The sequence below is a fragment of the Bacillus paralicheniformis genome, from assembly GCF_002993925.1.
GTDB classification, from domain to species: domain Bacteria; phylum Bacillota; class Bacilli; order Bacillales; family Bacillaceae; genus Bacillus; species Bacillus paralicheniformis.
The window spans coordinates 2,897,247-2,917,225 of the sequence record NZ_CP023665.1 but is presented as its reverse complement, the minus strand read 5'-3'; the positions used below and the strand labels follow the sequence as shown (position 1 = coordinate 2,917,225).

Here is a 19,979-nt window from a genome sequence, read left to right as displayed (position 1 = left end):
ATCTATTTATTATGTTTCCTTTAATTGTTCATTCAGCACGCTGTCCTCCAAAACGGCAAATTTGTCTCCATACACTTTCGTAATATGTGTTTCACCCCAGGCGCACAATGAATCCAATATGTCTTTAAGCGTCCATCCGTATTCGCTGAGTTCGTATTCGACCTTCGGCGGCACCTGCTGGTACACGAGCCGATTGATGACGCCGTCCTCCTCCAGTTCGCGCAGCTGCTGGGTCAGCATTTTCTGCGTAATGTTCGGCATCAGCCGCTTCAGCTCGCTCGTGCGTTTTTTGCCGTGCGTCAAATGGCACAAAATCACACATTTCCATTTACCTCCAATTACTTCAAGTGTAGCTTCGACAGATATATTGTACTTTTTCGGCTTCATGTTCTCCTCCAAACCATAGGAACCGAAAAGTACCTATCTAACATTTTGGTTCCTATCGCACTTAAAAGTGCGTACTTTTTTTTATAGATGATATGTACCATAATATCATTTGCCGGCAGACATTTGCTATACATTAAAAACGAAAGGGGGAAAAAGAATGACTTCTGTTCATGATAAAAAACGCAGTATATTAGCGCTTTTAGCCTTGGCAGCCAGCGCATTTGCCATCGGGACAACCGAATTCATCAGCGTGGGGATTCTGCCTTTAATTGCTGATGACATGAACATTTCAGTGACGACCGCGGGGCTGACTGTATCGTTATACGCTTTGGGCGTGACAGTCGGCGCACCCGTATTGACGTCTGTCACATCGAGTATGCCGAGAAAAGCGCTGTTGCTTGTGATTATGATTATTTTTATGATCGGAAACGGGCTTGCGGCATGTGCCGGAAGCATCGGTGTTTTATTAACCGCCCGCGTGATTTCCGCGTTTTCTCATGGCGTATTTATGTCAATCGGTTCAACGATTGCGGCAAGCCTGGTTCCGGCGGATAAAAGAGCCGGAGCGATATCAATTATGTTTACCGGTCTGACGATTGCGATGATTACCGGAGTTCCCATCGGCACTTTCCTCGGTCAGCTGTTCGGCTGGCGGATTGCTTTTGCGGCGATTGTCGCTGTCGGCGCACTGGCGTTTATCGCCAACAGCTTTCTTGTTCCGGCCGATTTGCCGAAAGGCGTCCGAACGTCTTTCAAGAGCCAATTGAAACTTGTAACCAATGGCCGTCTGCTGCTTTTATTCATCATTACGGCGCTTGGTTATGGAGGAACATTTGTTGTCTTTACGTATTTATCCCCGCTGCTTCAGCATGTGACAGGTTTTAAACAGGAAGCTGTTGCCGTCATTTTGCTTGCTTACGGCATTGCCGTCGCGCTCGGAAATATCATCGGAGGTAAAGCGGCCAACCAAAAACCGCTTACTGCATTATTCTATATGTTCATCGCCCAAGCGGTTGTGCTTCTCATCTTAACGGCGGCTGCTCCTTATCAGGCAGCGGGCTTTATCGTCATCATGCTGATGGGATTTTTAGCATTTATGAATGTCCCCGGGCTCCAGTCCTATGTGGTAATTCTGGCTGAACGGTTTGTTCCGGGGGCGGTAGATGTCGCATCAGCTGTCAATATCGCTGCATTCAACGCCGGGATCGCGATCGGATCTTATACAGGAGGCGCCATCACACAGTCGATCGGTTTGATTCACACTCCATGGGCCGGAGCTTTGATGGTGCTCGGCGCCGTCGCGCTGACGGGCTGGAGCAGGGCGCTGGAACGAAATGACCAAAAACAAAATCAAGCTTTAAAGAAAAACTGCGCATGATGTATACAAAAATATGAGGAGGCCAATTAGATGACGGTAAAAAATCTGCAAGATCGAATCACATTGAATAACGGGACGGACATGCCCTGGTTTGGACTAGGCGTGTTTAAAGTAGAGGAAGGGCCCGAACTGGTGCAAGCCGTAAAAACGGCAATCAAGCACGGCTACCGCAGTATCGATACGGCAGCCATCTACGGAAATGAAGAAGGGGTTGGCCAAGGAATTCGCGAAGGGTTGAAAGAAGCCGGAATTTCTAGAGAAGACTTGTTTGTAACGTCAAAGGTCTGGAATGACGATTTAGGCTATGACGAAACGATTGCAGCCTACGAAGCGAGTCTCGAAAAGCTCGGGCTCGATTACCTGGATTTATACCTGATCCACTGGCCTGTTGAAGGGCGCTATAAAGCGGCGTGGAAAGCCCTTGAAACTCTTTATGAACAAGGGCGCGTAAAAGCAATCGGCGTCAGCAATTTTCACGTTCACCATCTGGAAGACTTGCTGAAAGATGCCGCCGTCAAACCGGTGATCGACCAGGTCGAGTATCACCCGCGGCTCACGCAGAAAGAGCTGCAAGCGTTTTGCCGTTCGCACAGCATCCAGCTTCAAGCATGGTCGCCGCTGATGCAAGGCCAATTGCTCAGCCACCCGCTGCTGAAAGATATCGCGGACAAGCACGGCAAGACACCTGCTCAAGTCATTTTACGCTGGGATTTGCAAAACGGAGTCATCACCATTCCAAAGTCGACAAAAGCGGAGCGAATTGCCCAAAACGCGGACGTATTTGATTTTGAACTGACCCTCGAGGAAATGAAGCAAATTGACGGGCTGAATGAAAACACCCGTGTCGGTCCTGATCCTGATAACTTTGACTTTTAACAAAAAACGGCCCCGTTCGAATTTCCGAGCGGGGCTTCGACACATTTTTTATCCGCCGTTTTTCACAGGTAAAAGCCATAATATGAAAGAGAAAACGAGATATTAAGAGAAAATAGAAGGTAATAAGTCATAAACTGTGTAAAAAAGGTTATAAAATTGATAAACGAGGAAATTTGATCATTTATGAAACTTTACACGATGATTGAACGGGCGTAATATAAATCTCATCAAAAAACTGAATAAAATTTCCAATTAACGTAACCGCTGAATTCCAATTGGAAGCGGGGGAACCAATTTTTTGTGGCGCTGCCACTTGGGGTGAATCCTTTTCAAGGTAAGGTGACTCTTTGCACCTGAATCCGACAGCTAACCTCGCAAGCGTTTAAAGAGAACCAAAAAACGTGCATAAAGCACGGTTTCTTAACTGTGCCCAAAAAAGCCGTAAGAGGTTTGTTCTCTTGCGGCTTTTTTTCGTGCAAAAAACATGAAAGGAGGTGAGCGGAGTGCTGGATATCGTGATGCTGGCCATTGTCGCATTTTTAGCGGGGATGATGTTTCTGTTGCTGAGATGGGCGGGGAAAACCGCTGATCAATCATAAATGTGAAAGGAGTGATTGCCATGGCGCTATTGGCAGCGGGAGCAGCCGCCATGTTTGTCTATTTGACTTATGCTTTATTGAATCCTGAGAAATTTTAATTGTACACAAATTGGGGGTATTGAAATGACGTCGCTCATATCCATCTGTTTTATCCTGCTTGCCGCATTGCTGGCAGCCAAACCAATGGGGCTTTACATAGCGAAGGTATTTGACGGCGCCCCGTCCAAAATCGACCGGTTTTTCCTTCCGGCGGAACGCTTGCTGCTGGAGCTGGGCGGAGTAAAAGGAGAAAACCAATCGTGGAAGAAATACGCCGCCGCGCTGGTTCTCACGAATACGGCGATGATTTTCATCGTTTATCTCGTTTTTCGTCTGCAGGGTGTACTGCCTTTAAATCCTGAAAAGGTCGCGGGAATGGAACCTACACTGGCTTTTAATACGGCAGTCAGTTTTATGACGAATACAAATTTGCAGCATTACAGCGGCGAAAGCGGTCTGTCCATGCTTTCGCAGATGATTGCGATCACCTTTTTAATGTTTGCCGCTCCCGCTACGGCGCTGGCCGCCGCGATTGCGATGATTCGGGGGCTCGCCGGGAAACCGTTCGGCAACTTTTTTGTCGATTTGGTCCGTTCGATCACGCGGATTTTACTGCCGATCACAGTTGTGGTGTCGCTTGTTTTCGTCGCCCTAGGCGTACCGCAGACGCTTGACGGTTCCGTGACAGCCCATACGGTGAGCGGAGGGGAGCAGTCCATTGTTCGGGGGCCGGTGGCGTCCTTTTTATCCATCAAAGAGCTGGGGAACAACGGCGGGGGGTATTTTGGCGTCAACTCTTCTCATCCATTTGAAAATCCGAATGGATGGAGCAATGCGATTCAAATTTTATTAATGCTCTTGATTACCATCTCACTGCCGTTTACGTATGGGAAAATGGTTGGGAATCTGAAGCAAGGCCGCATTCTTTTTGTATCCGCAGGTCTTTTGTTTTTGCTTTCAGCCGGGGCAGCTTTCATGGCGGAATCGCAAGGCAATCCCGTCATCAATCAGCTCGGAATCGAGCACACAGAAGGCAGCATGGAAGGTAAGGAAGTGCGGTTTGGAACATTGAATTCAGCTTTTTATGCGATGGTTACCACCGCGAGCGAGACAGGAGCTGTCAATACGATGCACGACACGCTCACGCCACTAACGGGTCTTTTGGCATTGCTTAATATGATGCTGAACACGGTGTTTGGCGGAATAGGCGCCGGATTGATGAACATGCTTCTATACGCGATGGTTGCGGTTTTTCTGTCGGGCTTAATGGTCGGAAGAACGCCTGAGTTTTTAGGCAAAAAAATTGAAGGAAATGAAATGAAGCTTTTAGCCGTTACTCTGCTGATTCATCCTTTGTTAATCTTAGGGGCGTCAGCGCTTGCCGTCATGACGCAAGCGGGTCAGGCTGCAATTTCAAATCCCGGATTTCACGGGATCAGCCAGATTTTATACGAATATACGTCTTCAGCCGCGAATAACGGTTCAGGATTTGAAGGACTCGGAGACGCGTCGCCTTTTTGGAATATAACAACGGGAATTGTGATGTTTATCGGCCGTTATTTCTCAATTGTCACACTGCTCGCAGTTGCGGGGTCACTTTTGAAAAAGCAAACCGTTCCGGAAACAATCGGAACATTTCGCACCGATTCAAGCCTGTTCAGCGGGATTTTTATCGCTTCGATCCTGATCGTCGGGGCTTTAACATTCTTTCCGGTGCTTGTGTTGGGACCGGCCGCAGAATATTTAACATTACGATAAGGGGGCTTTACTCATGAACGATTTGCATCATTCCAGTCAACAGGCCACACCGGATGCCGTTCACACAACAAAGCAAACGATGAACGACACGATCATCAAAGATGCGGTCAAACATGCCTTTTTAAAATTAGATCCGCGAACTATGATCAAAAATCCGATTATGTTTGTCGTAGAAGTTGGATTTTTCATAACGGTTCTGCTTTCCGTGTTTCCCCGGTTTTTCGGCAGTACGGCGGCTCCCTGGTTCAATCCGGCGGTTTCTTTCATTTTGCTGATCACCGTGTTATTCGCGAATTTCGCCGAAGCGCTGGCTGAAGGAAGAGGAAAGGCACAGGCCGATTCTTTAAAACAGACGAAAAAAGGGGTTTCGGCCAATAAAGTAATGGATGACCGCATTGAGAAGGTAGCGCCTGCCGAGCTTAGAAAGGGGGACATCGTCATCGTCTCCCAGGGAGAAATGATACCTGGCGACGGTGAAGTCATCGCGGGTCTCGCATCAGTAGACGAATCGGCCATCACGGGAGAGTCTGCTCCGGTCATAAAGGAAGCAGGCGGTGATTTCAGCTCTGTTACGGGAGGCACCCGGGTCGTCAGCGATTCGATTAAAGTCAAGATCACGAGTGATCCGGGTGAAACGTTCCTCGATCAGATGATCGCTTTAGTCGAAGGGGCTGAAAGGCAAAAAACGCCGAATGAAATCGCGTTGAATACGGTTTTAACGAGCTTAACGCTGATTTTTCTGATCGTTGTTGCGACACTCCCGTTTTTTACGTCCTATCTCGGTTTTCAAATTGATCCCGCCGTCTTGATTGCCCTGCTTGTCTGTCTTATACCGACGACGATCGGCGGGCTCCTGTCAGCCATCGGGATTGCGGGAATGGATCGCGTGACCCGCTTCAACGTTCTGGCGATGTCGGGGAAAGCTGTCGAGGCTGCGGGCGACATTAACACGATTGTTCTTGATAAAACAGGGACGATCACTTTTGGAAACCGGATGGCCGGGGAATTTGTCCCTGTCGGCGATGAATCGCTTCAAACCGTTGGTGAATATGCGGCGCTTGGCTCCATCCATGACGAAACACCGGAAGGACGCTCAGTCATCGAACTCGCTGATAAACTCTCGATTCACTATGACTCGTCCGTTGCTGAAGCAGGAGAACCGATTGAATTCAAGGCGGAAACGAGAATGAGCGGCGTGAACCTGCCCGACGGAAGGCACATTCGCAAAGGCGCTGTCGATGCCGTGAAAAAGTGGGTGATCAACAATGGCGGAACGATACCTTCGAATCTCGATCTGGAAAGCGAACGGATTTCAAAAGAAGGCGGCACACCGCTGGCTGTAGCGGCAGACGGAACAATCTTCGGTTTGATCTATTTAAAAGACACCGTTAAACCGGGCATGAAAGAGCGCTTTGCCGAGCTTCGCAAAATGGGGATCAAAACGGTGATGTGCACAGGCGACAATCCATTAACGGCCGCTACGATCGCAAGGGAAGCGGGCGTTGATGACTTTATTGCCGAAAGCAAGCCCGAAGACAAGATTAATGTGATCAAGCGCGAACAATATGAAGGAAAGCTTGTCGCCATGACGGGCGACGGAACCAATGACGCGCCCGCACTTGCGCAGGCTGATGTCGGGCTTGCCATGAACAGCGGCACAACAGCTGCCAAGGAAGCAGCGAATATGGTGGACCTTGATTCGAATCCGACAAAAATCATTGAAGTCGTCTCGATCGGAAAGCAGCTGCTTATGACGCGCGGCGCTTTGACTACGTTCAGCATCGCAAACGATATCGCCAAATATTTTGCCATCATCCCGGCGATGTTTATGCTGGCGATTCCCGAGATGAACGCGCTGAACATCATGAGGCTTGGTTCGCCGATTTCAGCGATCTTATCTGCGCTGATATTTAACGCGCTGATCATCCCGCTTCTTGTGCCTTTAGCCATGAAAGGAATTGCTTATAAGCCGATGAGCTCAAATGCTTTGCTGGCCCGCAATTTATTGATCTATGGCCTCGGCGGCGTCATCGTCCCTTTCATCGGAATCAAGCTGATCGATATGCTGCTTCAGATTATGTTGTAAGGAGGAATCGTCATGAAAGAAATCGGAGTAATCTTCAGAATCAGCCTGCTGTTAATGCTGGTTTGCGGGCTTGGATATCCGCTCGCGCTGACAGGGATTTCACAGGCCGCCATGCCTGGAAAGTCAAATGGAAGTCTTGTGTATGACCGGCAGGGGAATGTGATCGGCTCTGAACTCATTGGCCAGCGGTTTAGAGACCCGCGGCTCTTTCAAGGAAGGGAATCCAGCATCAAGTATGATGCCGCAGGATCTGGATCGCCAAACGAAGCGCCGTCAAATCCCGATTTGCTGAAACGGATGAAAGCATCGATTGAAAAGTGGAAGGAGGAAAACCCTGATGTTCCGATCAGTAAACTGCCGGTCGATTTAGTCACGAACTCCGCTTCGGGATTAGACCCTGATATCAGTCCCGACGGGGCGATGGCGCAAATTCCGAGAATCAGCCGTCTGACAGGACTGCCGGAGAAAGAGCTTGTGCAGCTTGTTCATCAGCATACCAAAAGCGACTTCTTAAGTGAACCGCGCGTCAACGTGCTGCTTCTCAATATCGATTTAAAAGAAAAACTGAAGTAGAATGCTGCCCGGTGTCTGATCATACGACACCGGGAAAAACAAACTTGATGAGAAAACGGAGATGCTGCAATGCGGACAAAAAACACCCGTGATTATCGAAGGAAGACGCCGGGAGAGCTGCTGGCCGAAATTGAACAGCTGAAAAGAGGGCATTGGACCATTTATATCGGTTCTGCGCCGGGAGTCGGAAAAACGTATCGGATGCTCCAGGAAGCGCACGATTTAAAGCGGGAAGGGATCGATGCCGTGATCGGCCTTGTCGAAACGCATCATCGAAAAGACACGGCCGCACTCGTCAAAGGTTTAGAAGTCATTCCAAAACGAAACATTTCATATAAAGGGATAACGATGGGAGAAATAGATGTCGATGCGATTATTAACCGGAAGCCAGACCTTGTGCTTGTCGATGAACTGGCTCACACCAATGTGCCAGGTTCGAAAAATGAAAAGCGGTACATGGACGTTGAAGATATTTTACAGGAAGGCATCAACGTGCTGTCCGCCGTCAATATCCAGCATATCGAAAGCGTCCATGATATCGTTCAGCACGTCACCGGGGTGAAAGTGAGAGAACGGATCCCGGACCGCGTGTTGGAATTGGCGAATGAAGTCATCTTGATTGACGTCACTCCGGAAACATTGCAAAAGCGGCTTCAGGAAGGAAAGGTATATGAAAAACATAAGATACAACAGGCTTTAACCCATTTTTTTACGAAAAATAATTTAGCTGCGTTGAGAGAGCTCGCCTTGCGAGAAGTTGCAGATGATGTGGATGATCGTCTGGAGCGGACGAACGGCAGCCTCCGGCCGAGGGGAACGAATGAAAAGATTTTGGTGTGCGTCCAGCACGGAAAAAATGCCGAAAAACTGATACGGCGCGGATGGAGAATCGCAAGCCGGCTGAAGGCCGATCTGCTCGTTTTAAACGTGTCGCGCACGTCAAAGGAGCAGCTGGCCCCGACAGAACGGGATAAAATCGGGCAATGGGAGACGCTCTGTGCACAATTCGGCGCCGAATTCATTTTTAAACACTCAAACAAAAGGCGCATTTCTGAAACGATCACTGATACAGCGAAACAGCACGGCATTACACAAATCGTGCTCGGCCAATCCGCCCGATCGCGATGGGAAGAAATCAGAAAAGGCTCGATTGTCAACAGCATTATGAGGCATACAGACGGAATCGACCTTCACATTGTCTCGGATGAGAAAGCTTGAGATCGGGATGCCGTTGTTAAAGGATGTTCAGCGGCGCCTGCGGCCTCCAGTATCAGCAGTTCTTTTTTCATCTCCAATCCTCCCCGGTATCCCGTGAGCTGTCCGTTTTTGCCGATAACCCGATGGCACGGCACTACCATTAACAGCGGATTTGCGCCGATCGCCGTACCTACGGCCCGGACAGCGTTCCGCTTTTGTATACGCCCGGCGATATCGGAATAGGAACGCGTGCTGCCGAAAGGAATTTCGGAGAGCGCCTGCCACACGGCCAGCTGAAAAGGCGTTCCGGCAAGGTCGACAGGAAAGCTGAAATGAGTCCGCTTGCCATTTAAATACGCCTGAATCTGCTCGGCGTATTCTGCCAATCCTTTGTCATCCCGAATGAAAACTGGCTGTGCGTACCTTTTTTCAGCCCAAGCGGCCAGCTCACCGAATCCTTGATTCCATGCCCCTGTAAAACAGAGCCCGCGGGCAGTCGCCGCAATGTGAATCTGCGAGCGGCGGCAAGTCAGCGTACGCCAGTATACGATTTGATCTTCCATATGTTTACCTCCGTTTCATTTGCCGGTATGACGTCGGTGATTGCCCTGTTTTCTTTTTAAACAAAGCGGCAAAATAATCCGCATTCCCGATGCCTACCATTGAGGCGATTTCTGCGATCGTTCGTTCAGAATGGGCAAGCAAAACGAATGCTTTCTCAATCCTTTTCTGCAGGATGTATTCTGCCGGCGAGACGCCTTTGATTCGTTTAAACGTCCGCTGCAGATGAAAAGGGCTGATATGGCACCTGTCAGCCAAAGCTTGCAGAGACAGCGGATCGCGATAAGATTCCTCGATGATTTGCACCGCCCGCTGTGCCAGCTCTTCATCCGGCAGCAGCATCCCGGCCGGATTGCAGCGTTTGCAGGGGCGGTACCCTTCTGATAAAGCATCTTTTGCATTGAAAAAGATTTGCACATTTTCGATTTGCGGAACTCTCGATTTGCAGGAAGGGCGGCAAAATATCCCGGTCGTTTTGACCGCGTAATAAAAAACTCCGTCATAGGCGGAATCGTTTTCCGTAATCGCCCGCCACCTTTCAGGCGTCAATCGTGATTTGCTGTTCATATCTTCACCCCGATCTATGTCAGTATAACCTAAATGACAGCCGGAGGTGGAGAGGCGGGGAATGGCACAGCAAGAAGACAAAGAAGAAGAGGGACGGTTGCCTGCGTCTCCGAAACGCGCTACAATTCATTTGCAATACAGGATGAGGTGAGAATATTGCCGAAATCAGAGAAGCAGGCCTCCTAAAATAAAAAAGCTATATTTTAGGAGGTAAAACATGAATTTTCAAACAATCGATCTCGACACTTGGTATAGAAAATCTTATTTTGACCATTACATGAAGGAAGCGAAATGTTCTTTCAGTATAACGACAAACGTCAATGTGACCAATTTGCTTGCCGTGCTCAAGAAAAAGAAGATCAAGCTGTACCCGGTTTTTATTTATATCGTATCAAGGGCCATTCATTCGCGTCCTGAGTTTAGAACAACTTTTAACGACAAAGGACAGCTGGGATATTGGGAACAAATGCACCCGTGCTATACGATTTTTCATCAGGACGACCAAACGTTTTCCGCCCTCTGGACAGAATACTCAAATGATTTCTCGCGGTTTTATCGTCAATATCTTCAGGATGCCGAGCGCTTTGGAGACAAAAAGGGCTTATGGGCTAAGCCGGACATCCCGCCCAATGCGTTTTCAGTTTCTTCTATTCCATGGGTGCGCTTTACAAACTTTAATTTAAACCTAGATAACAGCGAACACTTGCTGCCGATTATTACAAACGGGAAATACTTTTCAGAAGGCGGTGAAACATTTTTGCCGGTTTCCCTGCAAGTACACCATGCAGTGTGTGACGGCTATCATGCCGGCGCTTTTATGAACGAGTTGGAACGGCTTGCCGCCGATTGTGAGGAGTGGCTTATGTGACAGAGGAAAGGCCGATAGGATTCGGCCTTTTTTATATGCACTTCTTAGCGGGTCTCCTGCCATCTCTCCCTGCTGTTTAAATTTACTCACGGGATTTGGAACGCCGGCTCTCAACAAACTTCCGGTAATGAAAATCATGAACCAAACGGATCGTCGGCCTGATTAACAGCTGAAAGCTGCCGATCACAAACATCCATATTCCCGCCGGCTTCAGTTCCTCGAAGAAAAAACAGAAGCTCCCGACAAGGAATAAAAGACCGATAAGAAAATCGTTTAATGTATGAAGAACTTTGTATCTTTTTTTGAAAAAGAGTTCGTATCGATCATTGTGGTTTTGCGGCATTGCTTGATCCCTCCAGTCCTTTTATTACCCTGCCGGAAGCAGGAGTGAAACGTCGGTATGCATAGGATTTATGAATAAGGAATAACATATGGGGACATCGACCATCGAGGAGTGAAAAATATGCGGCTATTCATATGTGCATTGTGCCTGTTCGGCATGATTGTTCCGACAATTGAAACAAAAGCGCTGACGTTTGAAGAATTGCCGGTTAAACAGGCTTCAAAACAATGGGAAGTTCAAATCGGTAAAGCCGAAGCAAAAAACGGAATGGCGAAGCCGGAAAAAGGTAGGTTTCATACTTATGCTGTCGAAATCAAAAACATTGGACACGATATAGCTTCGGCGGAAATTTATCTCTATCGGAATGAACCCAATTCTTCAACGAAATTTTCGCTTTGGAATATTCCTCACGACAATGCGGTCTCTTTAGCCAAAAGCTTAAATGACGGAAGCCCTGTCAAGCACCGGAATTTGCTATTGGCAGAGAATGCGACCGAATTGGAAGTGGACTTGATTTGGACGGAAAAAGGGAGCGAAGGCAGACTTTTAAAGGAATCGTTTATTTTCAAAGGGAGATGAATCATAAAGATAAGGCCGTTGAACCGTCAACGGCCTTTTTTGTGAAAGTTAAGGCAGCCGGTCGTTCGGCCAACATGGTATCGAAGTGAACGTTGATCAGCAGAGCTTTCACAAAACATTTACATTTAGAGAAAAATACAGGATGTTTTCACCAATATTTTCTCAATAATGATACACTATTGACAAGCTGCTACTTTGGGTGGGGTGTTTCTGTGGATTCTGATGAAGCAAAAACACCAGACTGTGTCATGAGAGCACGAACAAATCGATATAAAAGTAGGAGAGTCAGGATTGTCAATCTGTAAAAGATCTTTTTTTTATCCCGTGATTCGGCTTTAAAGTTCTGAATCTTCAAGAAGTTTGCCGCCTTTTTGCTGATCAATCGAGAACAAAGGATGATACATATGAAAAGAATAGATAAAATCTACCATCAGCTGCTGGATAATTTTCGCGAAACGAATATCCATCAGCTTTTAAAGATACAAGGGAATTCGGCTCAAGAAATCGCCGGTCAGCTGCAAATGGAGCGTTCAAATGTCAGCTTTGAATTAAACAATCTCGTTCGTGCCAAAAAGGTGATCAAGATTAAAACGTTCCCTGTGCGCTATGTCCCGGTGGAAATCGTTGAAAACATCTTGAACATCAAATGGAACTCAGAGTTGATGGAGGTTGAAGAACTGAAGCGGCTGGCTGACGGCCAAAAAAAGCCGGCGCGCAACATGTCCGCCGATCCCCTCGAGCTCATGATCGGGGCCAAAGGGAGCTTGAAAAAGGCAATCTCTCAGGCGAAAGCGGCTGTCTTTTATCCTCCGCACGGCTTGCACATGCTGCTGCTCGGTCCGACGGGTTCGGGGAAATCGCTGTTTGCGAACCGGATCTACCAGTTCGCCGTTTATTCGGACATATTGAAGCCCGATTCCCCGTTCATCACATTCAACTGTGCCGATTATTATAACAATCCTCAATTATTGCTCTCGCAATTGTTCGGACATAAAAAAGGGTCGTTTACAGGTGCCGGCGAAGACAAAGCAGGATTAGTCGAACAGGCGGACGGGGGCATTCTGTTTATGGATGAAATTCATCGTCTCCCGCCGGAGGGGCAGGAAATGCTGTTTTATTTCATTGACAGCGGCACATACAACAGGCTTGGTGAAACAGAGCATAAGCGAACGGCAAAAGTCCTGTTTATCTGCGCAACAACAGAAAACCCGAGTTCTGCATTGCTGAAGACATTTTTACGGAGAATTCCGATGACCGTACATATTCCGTCGCTCGATGAACGGTCCCTTGGAGAAAGAGTGGAGCTGACAACGTTTTTATTGGGGAAAGAAGCAGAGCGGATCAAAAAAAACTTAAATGTGCATATCGACGTCTATAATGCATTGATTCATTCTGCAAAATTCGGAAATGTCGGGCAGCTGAAATCAAATGTGCAGCTGGTCTGTGCGCACGGATTTTTAAATAACCTTGACAAAGACGAGGTTGTTGAACTGACCGTCCGGGATCTTCCCGATGAGATCAAACAGGACTGGATGTCCAGCAGCAAAAATATCGAACGGAGCAAAATGATTTCTGAATACGTCAACATTACAACGATCATCTCTCCGATTGTGGAAGATGATACAACGAAAATCGATGACTCATTTAACTTATACCATGTCATAGAAGAAAAAGCGAAAATCCTGAATAAAGAAGGCTTAACAAAAAAACAAATCAATCAATATATTTTAACGGATATTCATTTGCACGTCAGAAGCTTTTTTAATCAGAAAATGCTTCAAAACCACAGCTTGCTCAAATTCGTTGAAGACGACGTGATTCAGATGACGAAAGAATTAAAGGAAGTCGCTGAACATGAGTTAGACTGCAAATTCGACCGTAAATTCATCTATTTCCTGAGCATGCACATCGCCGCATTTTTAAAGCGCGGAAAACAGATTGATGTTTTAAACCCGCAGGAAACAGATGAAATCAGGGAAACCCATGTGAAAGAATATGAGGTCGCACTGATTTTCAAAGATAAAATTCAAGCGTATTTTAAAGTAACCGTTCCGGAAATCGAAGTCATCTACTTGACGATGCTGATTCAGTCGATTAAATCATGGAAAGAAAACAAAAGGACGGGCATTGTCGTGGCGGCCCATGGAAACAGCACGGCGAGCTCTATGGTTGAAGTAGCCACTGAACTGCTGGGGAGCACCCCGATTGCTGCGGTTGATATGCCTTTGACCGTTTCACCTGCGGAAATCGTAAGCAGTCTGGCGGAGAAAGTGAAGCAGGTTGATGAAGGAGAAGGCGTATTAATGCTTGTCGACATGGGATCGCTTGCGATGCTGGAAACAAGGCTCGAACAACAAACGGGCGTAAAAATAAAAACGATCAGCAATGTTACGACATCGATGGTGCTTGATGCTGTCCGCAAGGTGAATTATTTGAATTTGAATTTGCACGCCATCTATGATTCGGTTACAAAGGATTTCATCGATTTATGGGCCGATAAACCGCGGGTCTCAGGCAAAAAGAAGGCGATCGTCTCCATTTGCACGACAGGCGGCGGAACGGCGAAAAAGCTCGAAGAGATCTTAACAGCAATCGTGAGCAGGACATCAGATGAACAAATCAGCATTTTGACGGTGTCATCGATCAAATTAGCAAACCGCATGAAAGAAATTGAAAAAACGTATGAGATCCTTGCCACGGTGGGCACGAAGAATCCTAAAATCGATGCTCCGCACGTGCCTTTAGAAGTATTGATTGAAGGCGAAGGAGAAAAAGTGATTCAGCAAGTGATTGGAAACGGCAATATCCCTGCGAGCGGCGGATTATCCGGTAAAAATGTGGTGGTGAAGGAGCTGTGCGAAGACAGCCTGAAAAAATATCTTGTCTTTTTGAATCCCTATCATATGATAGACATGCTGTTGGAGTGGCTTCAGACGGTTCAAGACGAACTGCGCATCACATTCAGCAACGCGGTGCTGATCAAAGTCATCATGCATACCGCTTTTGCTTTTGAAAGGGTGATCAAACAGAATCCGATCGCTTTTCCTGAGGAAGAAGAAATGAATGATCAGCTTCAAAACGTTCTTCACATCACAGAGAAAACATTAAAGCCTTACGAAGAAAAGCTTGGACTCGCGATCAGCGAAGATGAAAAAATATTTATCGCGACCATCTTTTCTGAAGAGTTATAGCTGTTTTCCATGAGCGATTTTTTCAGGTAAACCTGTATTAAGTGGAATCCCATTTTAATACAGGTTTATTTTTATGCTTGAATGTGTTTCAAACTTGAAAATCATTCGTCTTGAGATGCAGTGAAAGCGCTTAATACAATTTTGTTGGCACGATCCTTGCATTATAAATAAGCGAACGAAAAAAGAAAGGAGCAATGTACATGATTACAGTCATTATCAGCGGCCACGGAAACTTTCCCACAGCATTAAAAGAATCTTCAGGGATGATATTCGGAGAAGAAGACAGCCTGATCGCGGTGCCGTTTCTGAAAGGGGAAGGCATTCAGACACTGCAAGAAAAATATCATCAGACGCTGAAGGACATTCCGGAGGAACACGAGGTGCTTTTTTTAGTGGATATTTTCGGCGGGACGCCATACAACGCAGCGACTCCTTACATCGCGAAGGAGCGGAGATTCGATATGGCAGCCGGCGTGAACCTGCCGATTTTGTTAGAGGCATTGAGCTTGAGGGAGCATATGCCGCTCAAACAACTGCTGAACCAGTTGAAAAAGATGAGCCGGGAATGCTTCCAAATCTGCAGCGAACAATTGGAAAAATTCAGTCAGTCTAATCAGGGAAGAGAGGATGAATTGTAATGAAAATCGTTTTAGCAAGAATTGATGACCGCTTTATTCACGGCCAAGTATTAACAAGATGGATTAAAATCCACGCTGCTGACCGCATTATCGTCGTCTCTGATGAGGTGGCGCAGGACGAAATGAGAAAAACGCTGATCCTTTCTGTCGCACCTTCAAATGTGAAAGCCAGCGCCGTTTCGATCTCCAAAATGGCCAAAGCGTTTCACAGTCCGCGGTACGAAGATACGACGGCAATGCTGTTATTCGAAAATCCGGGCGACATTGTTTCTTTAATCGAAGCAGGTGTTCCGATCGAAACAGTCAATGTCGGCGGGATGCGCTTCGAGAATAACCGCAGGCAAATCACGAAATCGGTAAGCGTGACTGAAAAGGACATCAAATCGTTTGAACAATTGCACGGATTGGGCGTGAAGCTGGAACTGAGGCAGCTGCCGTCAGATTCGAGCGAAGACTTTATGCAGATTTTAAGAAACGCAATAAAATCCTAGAAGGAGGGTTCTAAAGCCATGTCAACGATTCAAATTATTTTGCTGCTCGTCATTGCAGCTATAACAGGTATCGGTAGTGTATTGGACGAAGGGCAGACACACCGTCCGCTGATTGCCTGCACGTTGGTCGGCCTGGTTCTCGGGGATCTGAAAACAGGCATCATTCTCGGCGGAACGCTGGAGCTGATGGCGCTTGGCTGGATGAACGTCGGTCTTGCAATGGCCCCCGATACGGCTATCGCTTCCGTGATTTCGACCATTTTAGTGATTACCGCCGATCAGGGAGTCGGTGAAGGGATTGCCGTCGCGGTGGCTTTGGCTGCTGCGGGTCAGGCGCTGACGATTTTCGTCAGGACGATCACCGTATTTTTAATTCACCGTGCCGACAAATACGCAAAGGATGGCAATTTTAAAGGAATTGAAATCATGCATATTACCGCCATGGCGTTTCAGGCGCTGCGCGTTATGATTCCGACATTGATTGTGGCTCTGATCAGTGTCAGCGCTGTTCAGGCGTTTTTGGGAAATATTCCGGACGTCATCACAAAAGGTTTGCAAATAGGCGGGGGGATTATCGTTGTTGTCGGATATGCGATGGTCATCAACATGATGAACATTCCGTATTTGAAGCCGTTTTTCTATATCGGTTTTTTGCTGGCCGCGTTTACCGATTTCAATTTAGTCGGCTTCGGTGCCCTCGGGCTTTGTCTGGCATTTTTATATCAGCAAGTGATGCAAAAAAATCATGCGCAGGGGGCGGTGGCTGCCGCCAGTGACAGCAGCGTGGCTGCATATGATGATGACGATGATCTGGATGCTTAACTATTGAAGGAGGGACGAATAATGAGCACAGAAAAAAGGTTAACGAAGAAAGAGATTTTCAGTATGTTTATCCGCTCAAACTTTTTGCTCGGATCATTTAACTTTGAGCGTGTACAGGCGCTCGGCTACTGCTACGTCATGATTCCGGCGATCAAAAAATTGTACGGTCCGGGAGCGAAACGGAGCGAAGCGCTCCAGCGCCACTTGGAATGGTTTAATACGCATCCGTGGCTGACAGCGCCGATATTCGGCGTGACCGCTGCGATGGAAGAAGAAATGGCCAACAATAAAAAGATTGATGCCAAAGCGATTAATGGAATGAAAATCGGCTTAATGGGCCCGTTGGCAGGTGTGGGCGACCCGATTTTCTGGGGGACGCTGCGTCCCGTTCTGGCAGCCTTGGGAGCGTCGCTTGCTTTAAGCGGAAACATCGCCGGCCCGCTTTTGTTTTTCTTTTTAATCAACGCGATCAGGTTAAGTACAAAATACTACGGGTTAAAGTACGGCTATGTGAAAGGCATGGAAATTTTGCAGGACTTGGTCGGGAACCGCATTCAGAAACTGACGGAAGGCGCTTCAATACTCGGGCTGTTTGTGATGGGAGCGCTCGTTTCCAAGTGGACGACGATCAATATCCCGATCGTCGTGTCGAGAATTAAAGATGATGCAGGCAAAGTCGATGTACAGACCGTGCAAAACATTTTAGACAGCATCATGCCGGGGGTACTGCCTCTAGGATTGACATTGCTCGCTGCCTGGATGCTTCGCAAAGGGGTGAATCCTCTTCTCATGATTTTCGGTATTTTTATCATCGGGATTGTCGGCTATTGGGCTGGCTTTTTGGCATAAAATGATTTAGTTGTTCTTTTCTTAGCTTTTGGAGAGGCAGGTCCATTCGGCCGCAAAAAGGGGGAGGCTGTTTGGACTTCCTGCCTTAACCGTCACTAAAAACCGTGTGAAGAAGAGGGGAGAAAAGGGATGAAAAAGAGAATGATTCAGATGGGGATCATAGGGGCTATGATGTTTCCGGAAGCCTTTTCCGCAGCTGCGGCCGACCCGGACTACTATAACGAGGATCATCGGCCCAAGTATCATTTCACGCCGGAAGCAAACTGGATGAATGACCCGAACGGGATGGTGTATTACGCGGGGGAATATCATCTGTTTTATCAATATCATCCGTATGGCTTGCGCTGGGGGCCGATGCATTGGGGGCACGCAGTAAGCAAAGATTTGGTCAAGTGGGAGCATTTGCCGGTCGCGCTGTATCCGGATGAAAAAGGGACAATTTTTTCGGGAAGCGCTGTCGTCGATCGGCATAATACAACAGGGTTTCAAACAGGGACGGAGAAGCCGCTCGTTGCCATTTATACGCAGGACCGGGACGGGGAACAAGTACAAAGCATCGCCTACAGCAATGACAAAGGCAGGACATGGACGAAGTACTCAGGCAACCCCGTCATTCCAAATCCGGGAAAAAGAGATTTCCGAGATCCGAAAGTCGTTTGGCACAAACAGACGAAAAAGTGGGTGATGGTGCTTGCGGGCGGCGACCGAATTTTAATCTATACATCGCCTGACCTGAAGCACTGGACACATGCGAGCGAATTCGGCGAAGGAGAAGGCAGCCATGGAGGCGTGTGGGAATGTCCGGATCTGTTTGAGCTTCCTGTAGAGGGGAGACCGAATGAAACGAAATGGGTGATGCAAGTCAGTGTTGGAGACGGTGCTGTCTCAGGAGGATCAGGCATGCAATATTTCGTCGGAAGCTTTGACGGCACAACCTTTAAAAATGAAAACCCGCCGAATCGCGTATTATGGACAGATTACGGCAAAGACTTCTACGCAGCTGTCAGCTGGTCTGATATCCCGCGGTCTGACGGGCGAAGGCTTTGGTTAGGATGGATGAGCAATTGGCAATACGCAAACGATGTTCCCACTTCCCCGTGGAGAAGCGCAATGTCTATCCCGAGAGAACTAAAATTGAAAGCGTTTTCCGAAGGGTTCAGAATTGTTCAGGCTCCGGTAACTGAGCTGAAGTCGATCAGGGGTGCATCGCAAATGTGGAAAAACAAGATCATTTCACCTCGAAACAGAAATTTTTTGAAAGCGCTGTCAGATAATGCGTACGAAATCAATGCGGAATTTCAAGTAAATACCGGAACTGCGGCCGAATTTGGCTTTAAAGTCCGAACAGGGGAAAACCAATATACGAAAATCGGCTACAGCAAAAACAGCGCTTCACTGTTCGTCGACCGAAGCCAATCCGGAAACGTCTCCTTTAATCCGAACTTTAACACCGGAAAGCATGCGGCCCCGCTGCAACCGGTCGGTGGGAAGGTGAAGATGCGCATTTATGTCGACCGCTCTTCAGTTGAAGTATTCGGCAACGACGGGAGGCAGGTGATCACCGACATTATTCTGCCGGACCGATCCAGTAAAGGGCTTGAAGTATACGCATCTAACGGGTTTGTCAAGCTGAATTCGATGACGGTTCATCCTCTGAAAAACGTATGGGGAACGTCACCCTTTCAATCGAATTTGACCGGCTGGACGACCGTAAACGGTGTATGGGCCGACACGATTGATGGAAAACAAGGGCGATCTGACGGGGATTCGTTCATTTTATCTTCAGCAAAAGGAACAGATTTCACATATGAAGCAGATGTCACGGTAAAGGATGGAAATGGCAGAGGGGCGGGTGCTCTCGTGTTTCGGGCCGACAAGGATGTTCAAAACGGATATCTTGCCAATGTGGATGCCAAGCATGATGTGGTGAAGTTTTTCAAATTTGAAAACGGCTCGGCCTCTGTTATTGCCGAACACCGCACACCGATAGAAACCGGCCGGAAATATCACCTGAAGGCGGTGGCCCGCGATTCCAACTTTCATATTTACTTGGACGGCCGATTGGTGATAAGTGCTCGGGATTCCACGTTTACCGAGGGAGCATTTGGCTTGAATGCATGGGATGCGACCGCAGTCTTCCAACATGTTTATGCTGATCGATAACGATGAAGCTGGAA

The 19,979-nt window shown here is 47.6% G+C and carries 19 protein-coding genes and 1 riboswitch; of the genes, 15 read left to right on the top strand and 4 right to left on the bottom strand.

The window, feature by feature from the left end:
- Positions 1–9: 9 nt before the first annotated feature.
- Positions 10–387 carry a winged helix-turn-helix transcriptional regulator gene (locus tag CP943_RS14880; protein WP_020452368.1) on the bottom strand — a complete coding sequence of 126 codons (378 nt, stop codon included), beginning with the start codon at positions 385–387 and terminating at the stop codon, positions 10–12.
- 157 nt (positions 388–544) lie between these two features.
- On the opposite strand from CP943_RS14880, the gene CP943_RS14875 reads away from it, so the two are divergent.
- The 7 genes from CP943_RS14875 to kdpDN all read left to right on the top strand — a co-directional run bounded on the left by CP943_RS14875 (position 545) and on the right by kdpDN (position 8,914).
- Positions 545–1,765 (top strand): MFS transporter, encoded by a 1,221-nt coding sequence (locus tag CP943_RS14875; RefSeq protein ID WP_023855357.1) that lies wholly within the window; start codon positions 545–547, stop codon positions 1,763–1,765.
- A 30-nt stretch (positions 1,766–1,795) separates the two neighbouring features.
- Positions 1,796–2,641 (top strand): aldo/keto reductase, encoded by an 846-nt coding sequence (locus tag CP943_RS14870; protein WP_026579210.1) that lies wholly within the window; start codon positions 1,796–1,798, stop codon positions 2,639–2,641.
- A 252-nt stretch (positions 2,642–2,893) separates the two neighbouring features.
- Positions 2,894–3,036: riboswitch (cyclic di-AMP (ydaO/yuaA leader) on the top strand.
- Positions 3,037–3,260: 224 nt separating this feature from the next.
- Positions 3,261–3,338: a K(+)-transporting ATPase subunit F gene (kdpF, locus tag CP943_RS23015; RefSeq protein WP_075213487.1), complete on the top strand. Its 78-nt coding sequence runs from the start codon at positions 3,261–3,263 to the stop codon at positions 3,336–3,338.
- Positions 3,339–3,363: 25 nt separating this feature from the next.
- Positions 3,364–5,037 carry a potassium-transporting ATPase subunit KdpA gene (gene kdpA, locus CP943_RS14860; protein ID WP_105981111.1) on the top strand — a complete coding sequence of 558 codons (1,674 nt, stop codon included), beginning with the start codon at positions 3,364–3,366 and terminating at the stop codon, positions 5,035–5,037.
- Between the two features lie 79 nt (positions 5,038–5,116).
- Positions 5,117–7,123 carry a potassium-transporting ATPase subunit KdpB gene (kdpB, locus tag CP943_RS14855; RefSeq protein ID WP_229029924.1) on the top strand — a complete coding sequence of 669 codons (2,007 nt, stop codon included), beginning with the start codon at positions 5,117–5,119 and terminating at the stop codon, positions 7,121–7,123.
- A 12-nt stretch (positions 7,124–7,135) separates the two neighbouring features.
- On the top strand, positions 7,136–7,696 hold the full coding sequence (gene kdpC / locus CP943_RS14850; RefSeq protein WP_020452363.1) for a potassium-transporting ATPase subunit KdpC: 561 nt from the start codon (positions 7,136–7,138) through the stop codon (positions 7,694–7,696).
- 69 nt (positions 7,697–7,765) lie between these two features.
- Positions 7,766–8,914: a KdpD-like non-kinase potassium sensor gene (kdpDN, locus tag CP943_RS14845; protein WP_039072885.1), complete on the top strand. Its 1,149-nt coding sequence runs from the start codon at positions 7,766–7,768 to the stop codon at positions 8,912–8,914.
- Here the strand turns inward: kdpDN and CP943_RS14840 are convergent.
- A complete protein-coding gene (locus CP943_RS14840; RefSeq protein ID WP_039072884.1) occupies positions 8,887–9,456 on the bottom strand; it encodes a methylated-DNA--[protein]-cysteine S-methyltransferase in 570 nt (189 codons plus the stop codon). The genes kdpDN and CP943_RS14840 overlap by 28 nt on opposite strands.
- Before the next feature lie 4 nt (positions 9,457–9,460).
- Positions 9,461–10,021 carry a bifunctional transcriptional activator/DNA repair enzyme AdaA gene (locus CP943_RS14835; RefSeq protein WP_020452360.1) on the bottom strand — a complete coding sequence of 187 codons (561 nt, stop codon included), beginning with the start codon at positions 10,019–10,021 and terminating at the stop codon, positions 9,461–9,463.
- Between the two features lie 217 nt (positions 10,022–10,238).
- On the opposite strand from CP943_RS14835, the gene catA reads away from it, so the two are divergent.
- A complete protein-coding gene (gene catA / locus CP943_RS14830; RefSeq protein WP_020452359.1) occupies positions 10,239–10,889 on the top strand; it encodes a type A chloramphenicol O-acetyltransferase in 651 nt (216 codons plus the stop codon).
- Between the two features lie 82 nt (positions 10,890–10,971).
- On the opposite strand, the gene CP943_RS14825 is transcribed toward catA, so the two are convergent.
- Positions 10,972–11,232: a YrhK family protein gene (locus CP943_RS14825; RefSeq protein WP_023855347.1), complete on the bottom strand. Its 261-nt coding sequence runs from the start codon at positions 11,230–11,232 to the stop codon at positions 10,972–10,974.
- Between the two features lie 120 nt (positions 11,233–11,352).
- Here CP943_RS14825 and CP943_RS14820 point away from each other — a divergent pair, with 120 nt between their 5' ends.
- From CP943_RS14820 to CP943_RS14790, 7 genes are all read left to right on the top strand, one after another.
- The gene (locus CP943_RS14820; RefSeq protein ID WP_026579215.1) at positions 11,353–11,811 is read left to right on the top strand and encodes a hypothetical protein; all 459 of its coding nucleotides are present in this window, start codon (positions 11,353–11,355) and stop codon (positions 11,809–11,811) included.
- A 404-nt stretch (positions 11,812–12,215) separates the two neighbouring features.
- Positions 12,216–15,002 (top strand): sigma-54-dependent transcriptional regulator, encoded by a 2,787-nt coding sequence (locus CP943_RS14815; RefSeq protein WP_075213050.1) that lies wholly within the window; start codon positions 12,216–12,218, stop codon positions 15,000–15,002.
- A gap of 200 nt (positions 15,003–15,202) precedes the next feature.
- Positions 15,203–15,640 carry a mannose/fructose/sorbose PTS transporter subunit IIA gene (locus CP943_RS14810; RefSeq protein ID WP_020452356.1) on the top strand — a complete coding sequence of 146 codons (438 nt, stop codon included), beginning with the start codon at positions 15,203–15,205 and terminating at the stop codon, positions 15,638–15,640.
- Positions 15,640–16,131: a PTS sugar transporter subunit IIB gene (locus tag CP943_RS14805; RefSeq protein ID WP_023855343.1), complete on the top strand. Its 492-nt coding sequence runs from the start codon at positions 15,640–15,642 to the stop codon at positions 16,129–16,131. Before CP943_RS14810 ends, CP943_RS14805 begins: the two co-directional genes overlap by 1 nt.
- Before the next feature lie 18 nt (positions 16,132–16,149).
- Positions 16,150–16,953, top strand: a complete 804-nt coding sequence (locus CP943_RS14800) for a PTS mannose/fructose/sorbose transporter subunit IIC (RefSeq protein ID WP_020452354.1) — start codon at positions 16,150–16,152, stop codon at positions 16,951–16,953.
- Between the two features lie 21 nt (positions 16,954–16,974).
- Positions 16,975–17,802, top strand: a complete 828-nt coding sequence (locus CP943_RS14795; protein WP_020452353.1) for a PTS system mannose/fructose/sorbose family transporter subunit IID — start codon at positions 16,975–16,977, stop codon at positions 17,800–17,802.
- Between the two features lie 129 nt (positions 17,803–17,931).
- Positions 17,932–19,965: a glycoside hydrolase family 32 protein gene (locus CP943_RS14790; RefSeq protein WP_025811080.1), complete on the top strand. Its 2,034-nt coding sequence runs from the start codon at positions 17,932–17,934 to the stop codon at positions 19,963–19,965.
- The last annotated feature ends 14 nt before the right edge of the window (positions 19,966–19,979 follow it).

Coding starts and splice junctions, on each gene's coding strand:
- CP943_RS14805 (WP_023855343.1), top strand. CDS start 15,640: ATGAAAATCGTTTTAGCAAGAATTGATGACCGCTTTATTCACGGCCAA.
- CP943_RS14795 (WP_020452353.1), top strand. CDS start 16,975: ATGAGCACAGAAAAAAGGTTAACGAAGAAAGAGATTTTCAGTATGTTT.
- kdpC (WP_020452363.1), top strand. CDS start 7,136: ATGAAAGAAATCGGAGTAATCTTCAGAATCAGCCTGCTGTTAATGCTG.
- kdpDN (WP_039072885.1), top strand. CDS start 7,766: ATGCGGACAAAAAACACCCGTGATTATCGAAGGAAGACGCCGGGAGAG.
- CP943_RS14825 (WP_023855347.1), bottom strand. CDS start 11,232: ATGCCGCAAAACCACAATGATCGATACGAACTCTTTTTCAAAAAAAGA.
- CP943_RS14790 (WP_025811080.1), top strand. CDS start 17,932: ATGAAAAAGAGAATGATTCAGATGGGGATCATAGGGGCTATGATGTTT.
- CP943_RS14810 (WP_020452356.1), top strand. CDS start 15,203: ATGATTACAGTCATTATCAGCGGCCACGGAAACTTTCCCACAGCATTA.
- catA (WP_020452359.1), top strand. CDS start 10,239: ATGAATTTTCAAACAATCGATCTCGACACTTGGTATAGAAAATCTTAT.
- kdpB (WP_229029924.1), top strand. CDS start 5,117: ATGAACGACACGATCATCAAAGATGCGGTCAAACATGCCTTTTTAAAA.
- kdpA (WP_105981111.1), top strand. CDS start 3,364: ATGACGTCGCTCATATCCATCTGTTTTATCCTGCTTGCCGCATTGCTG.
- CP943_RS14820 (WP_026579215.1), top strand. CDS start 11,353: ATGCGGCTATTCATATGTGCATTGTGCCTGTTCGGCATGATTGTTCCG.
- CP943_RS14870 (WP_026579210.1), top strand. CDS start 1,796: ATGACGGTAAAAAATCTGCAAGATCGAATCACATTGAATAACGGGACG.
- CP943_RS14875 (WP_023855357.1), top strand. CDS start 545: ATGACTTCTGTTCATGATAAAAAACGCAGTATATTAGCGCTTTTAGCC.
- CP943_RS14835 (WP_020452360.1), bottom strand. CDS start 10,021: ATGAACAGCAAATCACGATTGACGCCTGAAAGGTGGCGGGCGATTACG.
- kdpF (WP_075213487.1), top strand. CDS start 3,261: ATGGCGCTATTGGCAGCGGGAGCAGCCGCCATGTTTGTCTATTTGACT.
- CP943_RS14840 (WP_039072884.1), bottom strand. CDS start 9,456: ATGGAAGATCAAATCGTATACTGGCGTACGCTGACTTGCCGCCGCTCG.
- CP943_RS14800 (WP_020452354.1), top strand. CDS start 16,150: ATGTCAACGATTCAAATTATTTTGCTGCTCGTCATTGCAGCTATAACA.
- CP943_RS14815 (WP_075213050.1), top strand. CDS start 12,216: ATGAAAAGAATAGATAAAATCTACCATCAGCTGCTGGATAATTTTCGC.
- CP943_RS14880 (WP_020452368.1), bottom strand. CDS start 387: ATGAAGCCGAAAAAGTACAATATATCTGTCGAAGCTACACTTGAAGTA.